Below are 16,227 nucleotides of genomic sequence, written 5' to 3'. Positions count from 1 at the left end.
ATTGAATATCCTGCTGGGGTGCACCGCCCTCGCTGTCGTCGCTTCCTGCTTCGCTAATGCATCAGCCTTCGGCAGCAGCGGTGGCGCTGTGATTAAAACGCCTGCGTTGTCGGGCTGCCGGATCGCGCTTCGGTCACGTCCAAGAGCTCTGTCCCTGGCTCGCCAGGCACAAGTCGGTCGCCGTAGCCTAGTTTGGTCTTGCCGCCTTCGAGCATCGCAGTCCCTTGGGTTCGTCACCCACCGCGCTCCTGCCAACAGCGGGGCCTAACCCCTCGGTCAAGCGGAGAGCCAACGGCGTGGCGCTTGGCCCGCGGGCCGCTGTGCTTCATCATCCGTCCCGCGGGCCAAGCGCCACACCGTCGCCTCCCGCTTACCTCGAACGTTAGGCCGCACACCCCCCCCTCCGTCGGAGCTCAGCATGTCTGCTGTAAACCGCATCCAGTTCACCGTGACCATCGATGCGCCCGCGGAGGTGGTGTGGCAACACATTACCTCCCTTGAGAGCTACAAGCACTGGACTTCGGCGTTCGCGGAAGGATCGAGCTTTCAAGGGTCATGGGACAAGGGCTCGAAGATTCACTTCGTGTCCCCAAGTGGAGATGGCATGGTCGCAGAGATTGCGGACAGTCGAATGAATGAGTTCATTTCCATCCGTCACCTCGGCTTCATCGCCAAAGGCATTGAAGACACGACAAGCGATGCTGTTCGTTCCTGGGCGCCTGCCTATGAGAACTACACACTCATGCCTGTTCCGGAGGGGACAAGAATGGTCGTAGACCAAGATGTTTCTGCCGAGTGGGAGGAGCACATGAATCAGGCTTGGCCGAGAGCACTCAATCTGCTCAAGACACTTTGCGAGACCAAGAGTGCGGCCTAACCCCTCGGTCAAGCGGAGCGCCGCCGGCAGGTCACCAGGCCCGCGCGCTGCTGTGGTTTATCCTGCATCGCGCGGGCCTGGCGTCCTGCCGTCGTCGCCCGCTTACCTCGAACGTTAGGCCCCGCGGGGAGCCCTGTGCTTGCTTCGGCGCGCTCCGGCCGCAGCTTCGACTTCACGCCGAGCCTGCGGCACGGCGAATACGGGCACCGGCTTCGCCCGTGCCAATGCGCGCGCTCCGGACGCCGCCGTAGCAAGTGATTGAATACCCTGCTTAGGTGCTACGCCTTCGCTGTCGTCGCTTCCCGCTTCGCTGATGCATCGGCCTTCGGCTACCACGGTGGCGCTGTGATCAATACGCCGTCGTTGCCCGCCTGTTGCCTCGCGCTTCGGTCATCTCCAGAGCCTCGTTGCTTGGTTCATTCGGCACAAGTCGGTCGCCGTAGGCTGGTTCGGTCCTGCCGACTTCGGACATCACAGTCCTTAGGTTCGTCACCCGCCGCGCTCATTCCTACAGCGGGGCCTAACCCCTCGGTCAAGCGGAGAGCCAACGGCGTGGCACTTGGCCCGCGGGCCGCTGTGCTTCATCATCCGTCCCGCGGGCCAAGCGCCACACCGCCGGCTCCCGCTTACCTCGAACGTTAGGCCGCAGAGCCCTACTCGCCAGCGGCAATAGGAGGAAACCCAATGAACGCTCAATGCCTTTGTAGTTCGGTCCGCCTCTCGTCGCCGGATACACGCGAGATCGGTGTGTGCCATTGTGGTGTCTGCAGAAGATGGGGCGGTGGTCCCCTATTGGCTGTTCACTGCGGAGCAGACGTCCACATTGAGGGCTCGGAGCACATCACTGACTATGCGTCATCACAGTGGGCCGCCCGTGGGTTCTGTAGCAAGTGCGGGACTCACCTTTACTACAAGCTCTTGAGCTCTGGCGAGTACTTCGTTCCTGCAGGCCTGTTCGACACAACAGAATTCGAGCTGACCTCGCAGATCTACGTTGACAACAAGCCTGACTACTACTCGTTCTCCAATGAGACGCCTATGCTTACTGAGCAGCAGTTTCTGGAGCGATTCGCTCCTCCTGGTGGCGATACTGCGGCCTAACCCCTCGGTCAAGCGGAGAGCCAACGGCAAGTCACCAGGCCCAGGCCGCGGCGCGCTACATTCTCCGCAGCCCGGGCCTGGCGCCTCACCGTCGGCTCCCGCTTACCTCGAACGTTAGGCCGCACAGGAACAACTCCCCTGGCATCCATGCTCTCTAGATCCGCTGCCCTTGCCGTACTGAACTCAGCACTTGAAGACGGGTGCCAAGACGTTTACGTAAACGCGGGAGTCGATGAGTCACAGTACCTCGCAGCGCTTGAGGCGAGCCTACGTGAACACCTATGTGAACCATACAAGGTCACCGCGGTGGTTCAGGCTCCTGGTTTTCCATTCGCTGAAGTTGGCGAACGCATCTCCGCCACCTGCATCGCGGAGCATCCGTCAGGCTTTTGGCTCGTGTACCAAGAGGCCGAGAGGCGGTTCATGTGCTTCTGGGGGAAAGACAAAGCGGACCTTGGTGCCTTCGGTGTCTTCGGTAGCCCGCTCTATTGCTGGTCGGCATAGTGGCAGTGCAAGCATGAGAATCCCAGCCCCCTGCTTGTCGCGAGTGCGGCCTAACCCCTCGCTCAAGCGGAGCGCCAACGGCAGGCCCCCAGGCCCGGCCTGGCTGTACGCGGTACATTTTCGCCAGCCCGGGCCTGGGGGCCTGCCGTCGTCGCCCGCTTAGCTCGAACGTTAGGCCCCACGGTCACCCATGTCGCATTCCTCTGCAGCTAAGCAAGCACTCGGCCTCGGTGGCTGGCTCTCAGCAAGCTTCGTTGCTGGTGGCGTTGGAGGTTTCGCCTCAATCAATGCGGCAGGGTTTTATGGACAACTCGTCCAGCCAGCGTGGGCACCTCCGGCATGGCTGTTCGGCCCGGTATGGTCAGTGCTGTTTGTGCTCATGGGTATTTCAGCCTGGCTCGTTTGGCGGAAGCACGGCTTTCGCGGTGCCGGTCCGGCACTGAAGCTGTACCTCATACAACTCGTCGCCAACGCCCTTTGGACTTGGTTCTTCTTCGCGTGGCAGCAAGGGGCCCTTGCGCTTGCTGAAATTGCGTTGCTGTGGCTGCTCATCGCCGGAACCATCGTCGCGTTCTGGCGGCTTCACCAAGCAGCGGCACTGCTGTTGGTGCCTTATATCGCCTGGGTGAGCTTTGCCGCTGCGTTGAACTTTTCGCTGTGGCAGCTGAATCCAGCAGTTCTCGGCTGAACCTGCTGCGAATGGGGCCTAACCCCTCGGTCAAGCGGAGAGCCAACGGCAAGCCTCCAGGCCCGCGCGCCGCGGTGGTTTATCCTGCATCGGGCGGGCCTGGCGCCTCGCCGTCGGCTCCCGCTTACCTCGAACGTTAGGCCCCGCGGGGAGTCCTGTGCTTGTTTCGGCGCGCTCCGGCCACAGCCTCGAAGCCACGCCGAGCCTGCGGCACGGCGAAAACCGGCACCGGCTTCGCCCGTGCCAATGCGTGCGCTCCGGACGCCGCCGTAGCAAGTGATTGAGAACCCCCTGCTGGGGTGCCGCGCCGTCGCTGTCGTCGCTTCCCGCTTCGCTAATGCATCGGCCTTCGGCTGCCACGGTGGCGCTGTGATCAATGCGCCGTCGTTGTCAGGGGGTTGCCTCGCGCTTCGGTCGCACCCAAGAATTCTGTCCCTGGCTCGCCAGGTACAAGTCGGTCGCCGTAGCTTGGTTCGGTCTTGCCGCCTTCGAGCATCGCAGTCCCTTGGGTTCGTCACCCGCCGCGCTAATTCCTACAGCGGGGCCTAACCCCTCGGTCAAGCGGAGAGCCAACGGCGTGGCACTTGGCCCGCGGGCCGCTGTGCTTCATCATCCGTCCCGCGGGCCAAGCACCACACCGTCGGCTCCCGCTTACCTCGAACGTTAGGCCGCACTAATGCTGAGCCACCTTAACGATCTGCTCGAACTCTTTCTCGTCTTGGGCTCTTCCAAGTGGGGTTGGCTCGGCGTTGCGTTCGGATTGCTCGTCTCATTTGCAGCGTGGTCACTAATCGAGTCTCACCCGGAGAGGGCGGTAGTCAGTGCCATCGCATTCGTTGCTGTGTTTATGGCATTTGCTTGGCAGGAGCTTGGGAAGCGCAGGGACTAAATACACATGTCGGAGCGTGCCGAAATCTACTGTCCAAAGTGCGAGTGGCGGCCGAGCGCTGAAGATCGGTGGGTTTGCACGCCATCCTGCGGCACCGTCTGGAATACATTCTGGACTCGCGGTGTCTGCCCAGGCTGTGCTGTCAGGTGGCCCCAGACTCAATGCCTAGCATGTCAGCTCTTCTCGCCTCACGAAGCTTGGTATCACCACCCTCCCAAAGAGGAGGTCGAGGCAAGCAATGAACAGTCCCCCACCGAGAGTGCGGCCTAACCCTTCCATCGAGAGGGACGTCCAAGGTCTATCGCCCTCGGCCGCCCCTCATGTCAAACGTTAGGCCGCACAAACGCACCATGGTTGACCTCGTAGGCTTCCTGACCAGCCCACGCGACTTTCTGGGCGCGTTGATCGGCCTGCTTGTTGGCCTTGGCGTCGCTTACCTGGTCCGTTCGTTTACCGGTCCCCAGGCTGCAATCGAGTTGCTCGCACTGGTCGTCGCCCTTGGAATTGTCTGCGGCATTCTTCTCGCCGCCCGCACAGGAAGCCGAGAGTGAAGGTCCTCACGTTCATCAACCGCTCGCGATCGGCATTCGCTCCGCCGTCTTGCGCAGCGCCAGGTACACCGTCAAGCAACGCCGGTGGTCATCAACCACAAAGCGCTCTGCTACGCCGGCATCGGGTGCCGCGAACTTGCGGAGTACCGCAAGATCGCGTGTTCGTTCTTCTCTCGTAGGCCGCACCTTTGGCAGCAGCAGGCCTTCAGAAGCACCGGCCGGTTGCTGGGTGCGGCCTAACCCCTCGCTCAAGCGGAGCGCCACCGGCAGGCCACCAGGCCCGGTCTGGCGGTACGCGGTACATTTTCGCCAGCCGGGGCCTGGCGTCCTGCCGTTGGCGCCCGCTTAGCTCAAACGTTAGGCCCCGCGGGGAGCCCTGTGCTTGCTTCGGCGCGTTCCGGCTACAGCCTCAAACTCACGCCGAGCCCACGGCACGGCGAATACGGGGACCTGCTTCGCCCGGGCCAATGCGCGCGCTCCGGACGCCGCCGTAGCAAGTGATTGAATACCCTGCTTAGATGCTACGCCTTCGCTGTCGTCGCTTCCCGCTTCGCTGATGCATCGGCCTTCGGCTGCAACGGTGGCGATGTGATCCATACGCCGTCGTTGCCCGGCTGTTGCCTCGCGCTTCGGTCATCTCCTGAGCCTCGTTGCTTGGTTGGTCAGGCGCAAGTCGGTGGCCGTAGCCTTGCTCGGTCTTGGCGCCTTCGGGCATCGCAATCCCTTGGGTTCGTCGCCCGCGGCGCTCACGCCAGCAGCGGGGCCTAACCCCTCGGTCAAGCGGAGAGCCAACGGCGTGGCACTTGGCCCGCGGGCTGCTGTGCTTCATCATCCGTCCCGCGGGCCAAGCACCACACCGCTGGCTCCCGCTTACCTCGAACGTTAGGCAGCACAGAACACTACCATCGCTCATCGAGCCTCCAAATGCTACGAAAGCTTCTGCTCCTCTGCGCCTGCAGCGCTGTTACAACTGGCAGCGCCCAATCCGTGCCACCGGCTGCATTTACACAGGAAGAACTTCGCGATCGAGCCAGGACGTACATTGCGGTCGTTGAAAAGAAGGAGCAAGGCACGTTCGAAAGCACGCTGAAGATGTCGCAGTTCTATGGCTACATCATGGGATACCTCGACTTTGCTTCTGGCCAGCCCAGTGCCGACCAACTGTTGATTCAATGCACTAAGAAGTCGCCCAAAGAAATTACCCTTAAGGCTGCGAAGGCACTGCTGAGTTTGAAGCTCGATAGAACCGAGCAGGTCAGATTTGCAACGACCTTTGCAGTCGGCGCTGCGTGCAACGATTCATTCTGGAAGTAACCCGAGTCCCAATACCGCGCACCGATGCTGCCTAACCCCTCGGTCAAGCGGAGAGCCAACGGCAAGTCACCAGGCCCGCGCGCTGCGGTGGTTTATCCTGCATCGCCCGTGCCTGGCGCCTCGCCGCTGGCTCCCGCTTACCTCGAACGTTAGGCCCCGCAGGGAGCGCTGTGCTCGCTGCGGCGCGCTCCGGCCACAGTCTTGAAGTCACGCCGAGCCTGCGGCACGGCGAATCCGGGCACCGGCTTCGCCAGTGCCAATGCGCGCGCTCCGGACGCCGCCGTAGCAAGTGATTGAATACCTTGCTGGGGTGCAGCGCAGTCGCTGTCGTCGCTTCCTGCTTCGCTGATGCATCGGCATTCGGCTACCACGGTGGCGCTGTGATCAATACGCCTGCGTTATCGGGCAGCCGGATTGCGCTTCGGTCGCGTCCAAGAATTCTGTCCCTGGCTCGCCAGGCACAAGTCGGTCGCCGTAGCTTGGTTCGGTCTTGCCGCCTTCGAGCATCGCAGTCACTTGGGCTCGTCGCCCACGGTGCCCCCGCCAGCAGCGGGGCCTAACCCCTCGGTCAAGCGGAGAGCCAACGGCGTGGCACTTGGCCCGCGGGCCGCTGTGCTTCATCATCCGTCCCGCGGGCCAAGCACCACACCGCTGGCTCCCGCTTACCTCGAACGTTAGGCCACGCAGCCGACATAGCCGCCACCCTCCATGCTTCATCACGTCGAGCTGTACGTCAGTAGTCTTGAACGGTCCTGCGCGTTCTGGACACCCTTCATGGCAATGCTGGGCTATAGCGCTGAAGCATGGTCAGGCGGCATGAACTATGTCAGAAACGAAGACGAGACTTACTTCTGCCTGCTCCCTGCACTTCAGGAGTACTTGAGTGCCGGCTACCACCGCAGGCGCGTGGGCCTGAACCACCTCGCGTTCAAAGGTACTTCGCGCACTCAAGTTGACGAGATCGCTTCTTGGATCACGGAGAACGGGTACACACTGCTCTATCCCGACCGCCATCCCTATGCCGGCGGACCGAACTACTACGCCGTGTTCTGCGAAGATCCGGACCGGTTCAAACTTGAAGTAGTAGCACCGCATGCGCAAGGCGTGGCCTAACCCCTCGCTCAAGCGGAGAGCCAACGGCAGGCCACCGGGCCCGGGCCGCGGCGCACTACATTCTCCGCAGCCCGGGCCCGGCGTCCTACCGTCGTCTCCCGCTTAGCTCGAACGTTAGGCCGCACAGGAAGCACATGCCTGCACTCGCTTTCTCCGATGCATTCGCTCGATACGGGGCTACGTTGAAGAACGTCCAGTGGTCTGTTTGCGCGCAGGGAGCAGACGGGTCTCTCGTGGTTAGCCTTTGGGAACATCACTTCGATCCGCCGAGGGAAGGCAAGATCGTGTGCAAGGACTCGTTCAGTCGATGGTCGGGTCCTGGGAACATGGAGTTCCGGGAATGTGTAGTCCGAGCGCTCCGCGAATCTCAGCGAGTAAAGGCTGTGATCGCCCATGCCAAGAGGTCTGAGCAAGTCCAAGAAGGTAGCGACGCCAGCAGGATCGAGAAGACATTCAGCGTGCGGGAGGATTGGATTGGCAAGGTCTTGTACGTTGAAGGTGAAAACTATGCGTTTGAGTTCCAGCGTGCGTAGGGTGCGGCCTAACCCCTCGCTCAAGCGGAGAGCCAACGGCAAGTCACCAGGCCCGCGCGCCGCGGTGGTTTATCCTGCATCGCGCGGGCTTGGCGCCTTCCCGTCGTCTCCCGCTTAGCTCGAACGTTAGAGATCACTATGAAGCTTTCCTTGAAGCCGGTGCTTCTTCTCTCGGCAGCTGTACTTTTGACATTCGTCGTGACAAAGACCGTCTACCAGCGGTACACAACGAGAGAAGTCATCGCGCTCATGATCGCCGAGGATCAGAAGATTGAGTCGCTGAACGACGTAAGTCGATTGGAGAACTTCGACATGCTTGAAGATTTCCTTCGCAGAGGCTGCATGAAGGAGGCGAAAGAGTTCATCGAAGTACAGAAAAGCCTACTACTCAGTGGCATTGCGCATCGGATGAAGGAAGACAAGACTGTCGAAGCGGAGGTGATGAATAGGAGCGCGGCAGTGGTTCAGAGAGCCCATGTAGAAGCTCTAAATGGAAACCCTCCGCGCGTGGTACCGCGGTGCGCATGATCTCTAACCATTCCTTCAAGCGGACGCCTAACGGCGCCGCTTAAGTCAAACGTTAGGCATCAGAACGGGACCAACCTCCCTCACCTGCGAATGAAACAGTCTCTTGCCCAAATCATCGCCTCCCTGAAGTATTTGCCCAACCGTAGGCCAGAGATGGTGCTTACAGGTGGAGCAGAAGAGGCATTCGCAGAAGTCGCACCCACTCGTGATGGAGCAGTCTATGTCGGTCACTACTCGGGAGAAAGCGAGTGGGAGCGCCACAGCGCAGGCGATGAGCTGGTGCTTGTTCTAGAGGGTGAAACGACTGTCGTTCTCAAAGTCGGGCAGAGTGAAGAGCAGGTCACTCTCCGCGAGAAGGAACTCGTCGTGGTGCCAGCCGGGGTCTGGCATCGGTTTGTCAGCTCCAAGAACCTGAAGGTCCTCACTGTTACGCCACAGCCTACCGAACATCGCATCACTGATGCCTAACCCCTCGGTCAAGCGGAGCGCCGCCGGCAGGCCACCAGGCCCGAGCTGGCTGTACGCGGTACATTGTCGCCAGCCCGGGCCTGGCGTCCTGCCGTCGTCGCCCGCTTACCTCGAACGTTAGGCGGCACAGAACGCGCTACCTCCCGGGCCAGCGTTCAGAATCGACAACTGTGGTCTGAAGTGCATAGCCACCCGTCACGCACCTAGGAACAGAACGAAGGCGAATATCGCTGAATCTAGAACTGCGAGGCCTCGCATACTGAGGACATGCCACAGTGACAGTCTTCCTCGCCATAGCTGGAACACTCTTTGGGCTTACGTATTCCGCGCTTGGAATCATGGCGCTGAAGTACTTGAGCAATGCATCAGAGTTCGACCGGGTCGGAGGTTGGACGCTTTGGTGGTTCACAGAGATAGATCGCTACTCCCCGCCTGGAAAGCGACTGTGCAAGCTTGGGGGCATCGCGTTTGCGTGCGGTGCTGCCTGCTGGGTCGGTTGGTATGCAACTCGGGGCTGAGCCGGGCCTCGCGCCAACCGGCGCAGTGCGGCCTAACCCCTCGCTCAAGCGGAGCGCCAACGGCAGGCCACCAGGCCCGGGCTGTGGCGAGGTACATTCTCCACAGCCCGGGCCTGGCGTCCTGCCGCCGTCGCCCGCTTAGCTCGAACGTTAGGCACCGGAGGCCGGCATGCTCGGTTCGCCAGCAGAGCAAATGCATCCGTGCCTCGCGCAGTGCTCCGAGTCCCTCTGCAGCCAGTCCAAGCCGTTGGTGCTCGTCGTGCTCACAGCTACTGCACACCGCTTCGAACCAATCGTGAACTCGGTCGGTCTTCGTCCGGGAACGAGTCCGCGCGCTTTGAAGTTCAATGCACTCGCTTCGGACCGGCACTGCACTGGCGCGCAGAGCCTCTTGCGGTCGCGTGCAGCCGCGAGCGCCGTTGGGAGCAACCGCGCCCGCCGCGCTTCGGGAACTGAGGTGGCGCTCCGGTCAGCGCTTCCGGCAGCCGTAGGTCTGGACTTCTGGTGGCGTCTTGGCCGCCTGCGCGGTTACGTGGGCCAAACGCCGGTGCCTAACCCCTCGGTCAAGCGGAGAGCCAACGGCGTGGCACTTAGCCCGGGGGCCTCTGTGCTTCATCATCCGTCCCGCGGGCCAAGCGCCACACCGTCGGCTCCCGCTTACCTCGAACGTTAGGCCTCATATAAGCTGCCCCTGCGCCCGCCGCAAGACTCGCATGACGAACGTCCTCGCTATCCTTATCGGTACGTCCGGCTTTTCGGCCGCAGTCGAAACCCAAGCCGGCTTTGTGGAGAAGTCGTTTGAAAACTCCGCCGCTGGTGCAGAGGCGTTCTGGGTGTTCGCGGAGCCTCTGATTCAAAGCGAAGGGAAGAGAGTTAAGGTCTGTACCGTCAGCCTCGAAGAGGATCCCGGTGCAATCATGGAGTGGTTGCTCAAGGAAGAGTTTGGCCCTGCACTGCTCTCGCGCCACGTTTTCCTGGAATACACCGCCAAGAACAATGAGTCGTCACAGTCGGCGGCAGCGGCTGCAAGAGCTTGCCTCAGTGCATTCCCCTTCATCCGGCGTACGCAGTGAGGCCTAACCCCTCGGTCAACCGGACCCGCTCCGGCAGGCGGCGTAAGGCTGGCGCGCAGCGGCTTCGCCACTGTCGCGCGCCAGCCTTACGCCGCCCGCCTCCGCGGGCCGGTTACCTCGAACGTTAGGCCCCGCGGGGAGTCCTGTGCTTGTTTCGGCGCGCTCCGGCCACAGCCTCGAAGCCACGCCGAGCCTGCGGCACGGCGAAAACCGGCACCGGCTTCGCCCGTGCCAATGCGTGCGCTCCGGACGCCGCCGTAGCAAGTGATTGAGAACCCCCTGCTGGGGTGCCGCGCCGTCGCTGTCGTCGCTTCCCGCTTCGCTAATGCATCGGCCTTCGGCTGCCACGGTGGCGCTGTGATCAATGCGCCGTCGTTGTCAGGGGTTTGCCTCGCGCTTCGGTCGCACCCAAGAATTCTGTCCCTGGCTCGCCAGGTACAAGTCGGTCGCCGTAGCTTGGTTCGGTCTTGCCGCCTTCGAGCATCGCAGTCCCTTGGGTTCGTCACCCGCCGCGCTAATTCCTACAGCGGGGCCTAACACCTCGGTCAAGCGGAGAGCCAACGGCGTGGCACTTGGCCCGCGGGCCGCTGTGCTTCATCATCCGTCCCGCGGGCCAAGCGCCACACCGCTGTCTCCCGCTTACCTCGAACGTTAGGCCCTACGGGAAGTCCTGTGCTTGCTTCAGCGCGCTCCGGTCACAGCCTCGAATCCACGCCGAGCCCTCGGCACGGCGAATACGGGCACCGGCTTCGCCCATGCCAATGCGCTCGCTCCGGCCGCCGCCGTAGCAAGTGATTGAATACCCTGCTTGGGTGCCATGCCGTCGCTGTCGTCGCTTCCAGGTTCGCTAGTGCATCGGCCTTCGGCAGCCGCGGTGGCGCTGTGATCAATTCGCCTTCGTTGTCGGGGCGCTGGCGCGCGCTTCGGTCATCTGCAGAACCTCTGTGCGTGGTTCGTCTCGCTCAAGTCGGTAGCGTAGGCTGGTTCCTCCTTGCCGCCTTCGAGCATCGCAGTCCCCTGGGCTCGTCGCCCGCCGCTCTCCTGCCCGCAGCGGGGCCTAACCCCTCGGTCAAGCGGAGCGCCAACGGCGTGCCACCAAGCCCCGGCCACAGGTACCCTGTACATTTTCTGTGGCCGGGGCTCGGCGTCACACCGTCGTCGCCCGCTTACCTCGAACGTTAGGCACCACACCAATGCACTTCGCGCTTCTGCCGCTGTCGACGGCAGCGCTTGAGAAGCTGGCGGAATCGCACGTCCCCGCTGAGCTCGCCGAGCGTGCTGAGCCTGAGTCAATGCCGCCGCCGTTCGTTGCGGCAAGGGCGCTGAAGATGGAGGCCCAGCCCGAGCATCAAGCCTTGTCGACCTCGTACCTGATCGTCAGAGAGAAGGACTCCCGCTTCGTTGGTGCGTGTGGCTTCAAGACGCCCATCGGTGCCAACCGTGTCGAGATCGGCTATGGCGTTGCGTCAGCCGCACGCGGCCAGGGCGCCGCCACTGCCGCACTTAAGCTGCTGATCGGCATTGCCGCTCAATCAGGCTCGACTGAGGTACTGGCGGAAGTCCTTCCAGACAACGCTGCGTCCATCCGCGTGATTCAGAAGGCCGGTTTTGTACAGGTGGGCGCCCGAGTTGACGAAGACAGTGAATGCGTTATTCAGTGGCTGTACCGCTGTGGTGCCTAACCCCTCGGTCAAGCGGAGAGCCAACGGCAAGTCACCAAGCCCGGGCCGCGGCGCGCTACATTCTCCGCAGCCCGGGCTTGGCGCCTCGCCGCCGGCTCCCGCTTACCTCGAACGTTAGGCGTCACAACCGACCCCCAAGCGAGCATGTGGCATTACTTGACCTTGTTGCCTTGCGGTGCCGCACTCATCGCGCAAGTTGCGCTATCCACTAGCGAGGCAAGGCGCGCATCAACGAGTCGTCCTTGGTTAATTCCAGTAGCCTTGTGGCTAGGGGCCTGGTTCTCGACGCTTCTGATCCTTTACGGTCGTAGTGAGGGATCCGCAGTCAAAGACTTTGTTCTTCAAAGGGAAGGCGGCTATTGGCTCGGAAGCGCAGTCATGCTTTCGTTGCCGTTCATCGCCGTCGCGGCATTGCGTCATTTCATGTTTGCTACGCCTCAGGCGGCATCGTCGACGGCTCGCGCCGCCCTCGGAGTCGTCGCGCTTATCGGTTGGGTGCTGTCGCCTGGGTTGTTCGGCGTCGGGTGGGTAGCCGGCTGTGTATTCGCTGGCTACACATCATGCATGTAGGCTGGGCAGTGACGCCTAACCCCTCGGTCAAGCGGAGCGCCATCGGCAGGCCACCAAGCCCGCGCAGCGCTGTTGTTTATCCTGCACTGCACGGGCTTGGCGTCCTGCCGCTGTCGCCCGCTTACCTCGAACGTTAGGCACCGGAGGCCGCCAGTTTCAGAGCGCGTGCGCAGCGAATACGTCCGTGCTACGCGAACCACCCCGTACCTATCAGCAACCACTCCAAGTCGTTGGCGCTTGCCGTGCTTGGTCTACTCGCTACGGTTCGAGTCGCAGCTGAGGTCGGTTTGGTGTCGCCTCGGCTGGCATCCGCGCAGTTTCAAAGCAAATGCGCTCGCTCCGGGCCGGCACTGCGCTGCCGCGCAGAGCCTCTTGCCTTTGCGCTCCGCCGCGGGCGCCGTTGCAAGCAACCGCGCCCGCCACGCTTCGGGAACTGTCGTAGCGCTCAGGAAGGTGCTTCCAGCCGCCGTAGCCTTGGAGTTGCGGTGGCGCGTCACGGTCCAGCGCGGTAGCTGGCCCCGAGCCGGTGCCTAACCCCTCGGTCAAGCGGAGAGCCAACGGCGAACCACCAGGCCCGGGCCGCGGCGCGCTACATTCTCCGCAGCCCGGGCCTGGCGCCTCGCCGCAGGCTCCCGCTTACCTCGAACGTTAGGCCCCGCGGGGAGCCCTGTGCTTGCTTCGGCGCGCTCCGGCTACAGCCTCAAACTCACGCCGAGCCCACGGCACGGCGAATACGGGGACCTGCTTCGCCCGGGCCAATGCGCGCGCTCCGGACGCCGCCGTAGCAAGTGATTGAATACCCTGCTTAGATGCTACGCCTTCGCTGTCGTCGCTTCCCGCTTCGCTGATGCATCGGCCTTCGGCTGCAACGGTGGCGATGTGATCCATACGCCGTCGTTGCCCGGCTGTTGCCTCGCGCTTCGGTCATCTCCTGAGCCTCGTTGCTTGGTTGGTCAGGCGCAAGTCGGTCGTCGTAGCCTGGCTCGGTCTTGCCGCCTTCGGGCATCGCAGTCCCTTGGGTTCGTCGCTCGCGGCGCTCACGCCAGCAGCGGGGCCTAACCCCTCGGTCAAGCGGAGAGCCAACGGCAAGGCACCAGGCCCGCGCGCCGCGGTGGTTTATCCTGCATTGCGCGGGCCTGGCGCCTCGCCGCCGGCTCCCGCTTACCTCGAACGTTAGGCCGCATTCAATGTCACGCCGCAGGCCGGCTTTCGGCCTCAAGTCTTCTGCCGCGCCTCGCATTGAACCTCTCGTGTCTCACACGTCAAGGCAGCTCTATGAACCTTCATGAAGACCCCGGCTGTAAAGCCAGATACCGTCGGGCCTGGATCTCATTGCTGGCTGTCATGGCTGTCAACCAACTCTACGGTTGTTCCTCGCAGCAGGTCTACGGCGCAGGACAAGCCTGGCAGTTGCAGGAGTGCAGCAAGATCATGGATGCCCAGGAAAGAAGCCGATGTATGTCGAGTGCGAATACGTCATACGACGAGTACAAGCGCCAGACTGAGACGACGAAGACAGGAAAGTAGTTTCCCTGGCAGCTCGCCGAATTAGCACGTAAGTGATTGGAGTGCGCTCGTAGCAGCATATCGCAATGCGGCCTAACCCCTCGGTCAAGCGGAGAGCCAACGGCGTGACGCTTGGCCCCCGGGCCGCTGTGCCTCATCATCCGTCCCGCGGGCCAAGCGCCACACCGTCGCCTCCCGCTTACCTCGAACGTTAGGCGTCACCAAACATGAACCGCGCGACTCTTGAGCGATCCGCTGGGGCCCTATTCTTTGTCGGCTTTATCAGTGCGCACTTCATGTTCGGAATCGTTGCCGCGGTTCGCGTCCTTGGCATCGCCTGCCTTGTCACTGGCCTTATCTGGTGCTTCGGTAGATCCATCCCCGTAGGAGTGGAAGGCAAGCCACCTTCTTTATTCTTGCAGGGGGCGGGCGCCTTGATTGCCGGAGTTGCAATGGCTGCGTTTGGGGTAGTGGTCTTGCTGTACTCCTCGCAAGCTGCATGTGTATTGGGCTGGGCTGGTGAGGAACAGTGCACGTAGCACTGGGAGTACGCTCGCGAGCCATAGCTTGTGCGAACAATGCACTCCTGATCATGCCTTGGCTTCAGTGCGGCGTAGATGAAAGTCACCGGTTCATGCCTTCCGGCCCGCTTCGCGTGACGCCTAACCCCTCGGTCAAGCGGAGAGCCAACGGCGTGGCACTTGGCCCGCGGGCCGCTGTGCTTCATCATCCGTCCCGCGGGCCAAGCGCCACACCGCCGGCTCCCGCTTACCTCGAACGTTAGGCCCCGCGGGGAGTCCTGTGCTTGCTTCGGCACGCTCCGGTCACAGGCTTGAAGTCACGCCGAGCCTTCGGCACGGCGAATACGGGCACCGGCTTCGCCCGTGCCAATGCGCGCGCTCCGGACGCCGCCGTAGCAAGTGATTGAGTACCCCGCTGGGGTGCCGCGCCGTCGCTGTCGTCGCTTCCAGCTTCGCTAATGCATCAGCCTTCGGCAGCAGCGGTGGCGCTGTGATCAATTCGCCTGCGTTGTCGGGCTGCCGGATCGCGCTTCGGTCGCGTCCAAGACTTCTGTCTCTGGCTCGCCAGGTACAAGTCGGTCGCCGTAGCTTGGTTCGGTCTTTCCGCCTTCGAGCATTGCAGTCCCCTGGGTTCGTTACCCGCCGCGCTCATTCCTACAGCGGGGCCTAACCCCTCGGTCAAGCGGAGAGCCAACGGCAAGTCACCAAGCCCGGGCCGCGGCGCGCTACATTCTCCGCAGCCCGGGCTTGGCGCCTCGCCGTCGCCTCCCGCTTACCTCGAACGTTAGGCGTCATGACCCAAGCCAGTTGCCCGCGTTGCGGCCATGAACTCTCGCGAGACCTAGCCAAGTGCGAAGGGTGCGGCCTGGTCATGCAAGCATCGATCTACCCCAGCTCAGTTGACATGTGGTTGATTCGCGCTTCTCGGGGGAGACTTGCTTCACTGCGGCTGGCCGGCAATCTCGTCGTGCTGCTTGCTGGCGTGGTTCTACTATTGTTCGTGATTGGAGAGTTCAATAGACCGGTGCAGTCCGAGCGGGGAAGCCGGTACATCTGGGCAGTGAATCTTCTCTTGGCCGGCTACAACGTCTGGGCCTTTACTCACGGCAGAATCATGCTTACCGGTGCGGTCGGAGAAAACACCTCAGTCAAGTCAGCTTATTGGCGTGTCCTTTGCCTACTCCTGTTTGCAGCGTTGGGCGCATCTTCGGTTCTCAAGCTCTTTGCGAATGACGCCTAACCCCTCGCTCAAGCTGACCCGCTACGGCAGGCACTGTAAGCCCGGCCTGAGCCACCCGTACTATCGTCTCAGGCCGGGCTTACAGTGCCCGCCTCCGCGGGCAGCTTAGCTCGAACGTTAGGCCCCGCGGGGAGTCCTGTGCTCGCTGCGGCGCGCTCCGGTCACAGAATCGAATTCACGCCGAACCTGCGGCACGGCGAGTACGGGCACCGGCTGCGCTCGTGCCAATGCGCACGTTCCGGACACCGCCGTAGCAAGAGATTCAATACCATGCTGGGGTGCCACACAGTCGCCGTCGTCGCTTCCTCCCTCGCTGATGCACCGCCCTTCGGCCGCAACGGTGGCGCTGTGATCAATACGGCGTCGTTGTCAGGGGGTTGCCTCGCGCTTCGGTCGCTTCTAGAACCTCGCTTCTTGGTTGGTCATGCCCAAGTCGGTCGCCGTAGCCTAGCTCGGTCTTGGCGGGTTCAGGCATCGCAGCCCTTAGGTTTGTCGCCCGCCACGCTCCTGCCAGCAGCGGGGTCTAACCCCTCGGTCAAGCGGAGAGCCAA

The 16,227-nt window shown here is 62.5% G+C and carries 11 protein-coding genes; all 11 read left to right on the top strand.

The window, feature by feature from the left end; genetic code table 11:
• Positions 1 to 418: 418 nt before the first annotated feature.
• The 11 genes from ACPOLB_RS23655 to ACPOLB_RS23605 all read left to right on the top strand — a co-directional run bounded on the left by ACPOLB_RS23655 (position 419) and on the right by ACPOLB_RS23605 (position 15,676).
• Positions 419 to 877, top strand: a complete 459-nt coding sequence (locus ACPOLB_RS23655; protein WP_425258502.1) for an SRPBCC family protein — start codon at positions 419 to 421, stop codon at positions 875 to 877.
• A 684-nt stretch (positions 878 to 1,561) separates the two neighbouring features.
• The gene (locus ACPOLB_RS23650) at positions 1,562 to 1,978 is read left to right on the top strand and encodes a GFA family protein (RefSeq protein WP_425258501.1); all 417 of its coding nucleotides are present in this window, start codon (positions 1,562 to 1,564) and stop codon (positions 1,976 to 1,978) included.
• A 694-nt stretch (positions 1,979 to 2,672) separates the two neighbouring features.
• A complete protein-coding gene (locus ACPOLB_RS23645; protein ID WP_425258500.1) occupies positions 2,673 to 3,170 on the top strand; it encodes a TspO/MBR family protein in 498 nt (165 codons plus the stop codon).
• A 1,239-nt stretch (positions 3,171 to 4,409) separates the two neighbouring features.
• A complete protein-coding gene (locus ACPOLB_RS23640) occupies positions 4,410 to 4,610 on the top strand; it encodes a hypothetical protein (RefSeq protein WP_425258499.1) in 201 nt (66 codons plus the stop codon).
• A gap of 924 nt (positions 4,611 to 5,534) precedes the next feature.
• Positions 5,535 to 5,924: a hypothetical protein gene (locus tag ACPOLB_RS23635; RefSeq protein WP_425258498.1), complete on the top strand. Its 390-nt coding sequence runs from the start codon at positions 5,535 to 5,537 to the stop codon at positions 5,922 to 5,924.
• Between the two features lie 708 nt (positions 5,925 to 6,632).
• Positions 6,633 to 7,037 (top strand): VOC family protein, encoded by a 405-nt coding sequence (locus tag ACPOLB_RS23630; protein WP_425258497.1) that lies wholly within the window; start codon positions 6,633 to 6,635, stop codon positions 7,035 to 7,037.
• A gap of 671 nt (positions 7,038 to 7,708) precedes the next feature.
• Complete coding sequence (locus ACPOLB_RS23625; protein WP_425258496.1) at positions 7,709 to 8,098, top strand: hypothetical protein; 390 nt, start codon at positions 7,709 to 7,711, stop codon at positions 8,096 to 8,098.
• 90 nt (positions 8,099 to 8,188) lie between these two features.
• A complete protein-coding gene (locus tag ACPOLB_RS23620; protein WP_425258495.1) occupies positions 8,189 to 8,566 on the top strand; it encodes a cupin domain-containing protein in 378 nt (125 codons plus the stop codon).
• A gap of 1,231 nt (positions 8,567 to 9,797) precedes the next feature.
• Complete coding sequence (locus tag ACPOLB_RS23615; RefSeq protein WP_425258494.1) at positions 9,798 to 10,157, top strand: hypothetical protein; 360 nt, start codon at positions 9,798 to 9,800, stop codon at positions 10,155 to 10,157.
• Positions 10,158 to 11,350: 1,193 nt separating this feature from the next.
• Positions 11,351 to 11,839, top strand: a complete 489-nt coding sequence (locus ACPOLB_RS23610; protein WP_425258493.1) for a GNAT family N-acetyltransferase — start codon at positions 11,351 to 11,353, stop codon at positions 11,837 to 11,839.
• A 3,468-nt stretch (positions 11,840 to 15,307) separates the two neighbouring features.
• Positions 15,308 to 15,676, top strand: a complete 369-nt coding sequence (locus ACPOLB_RS23605) for a hypothetical protein (protein ID WP_425258492.1) — start codon at positions 15,308 to 15,310, stop codon at positions 15,674 to 15,676.
• Positions 15,677 to 16,227: the final 551 nt, after the last annotated feature.

The sequence above is a fragment of the Rubrivivax soli genome (assembly GCF_049810355.1).
Lineage (GTDB): Bacteria > Pseudomonadota > Gammaproteobacteria > Burkholderiales > Burkholderiaceae_C > Rubrivivax.
This window is presented reverse-complemented; position numbering and strand designations above follow the sequence as displayed.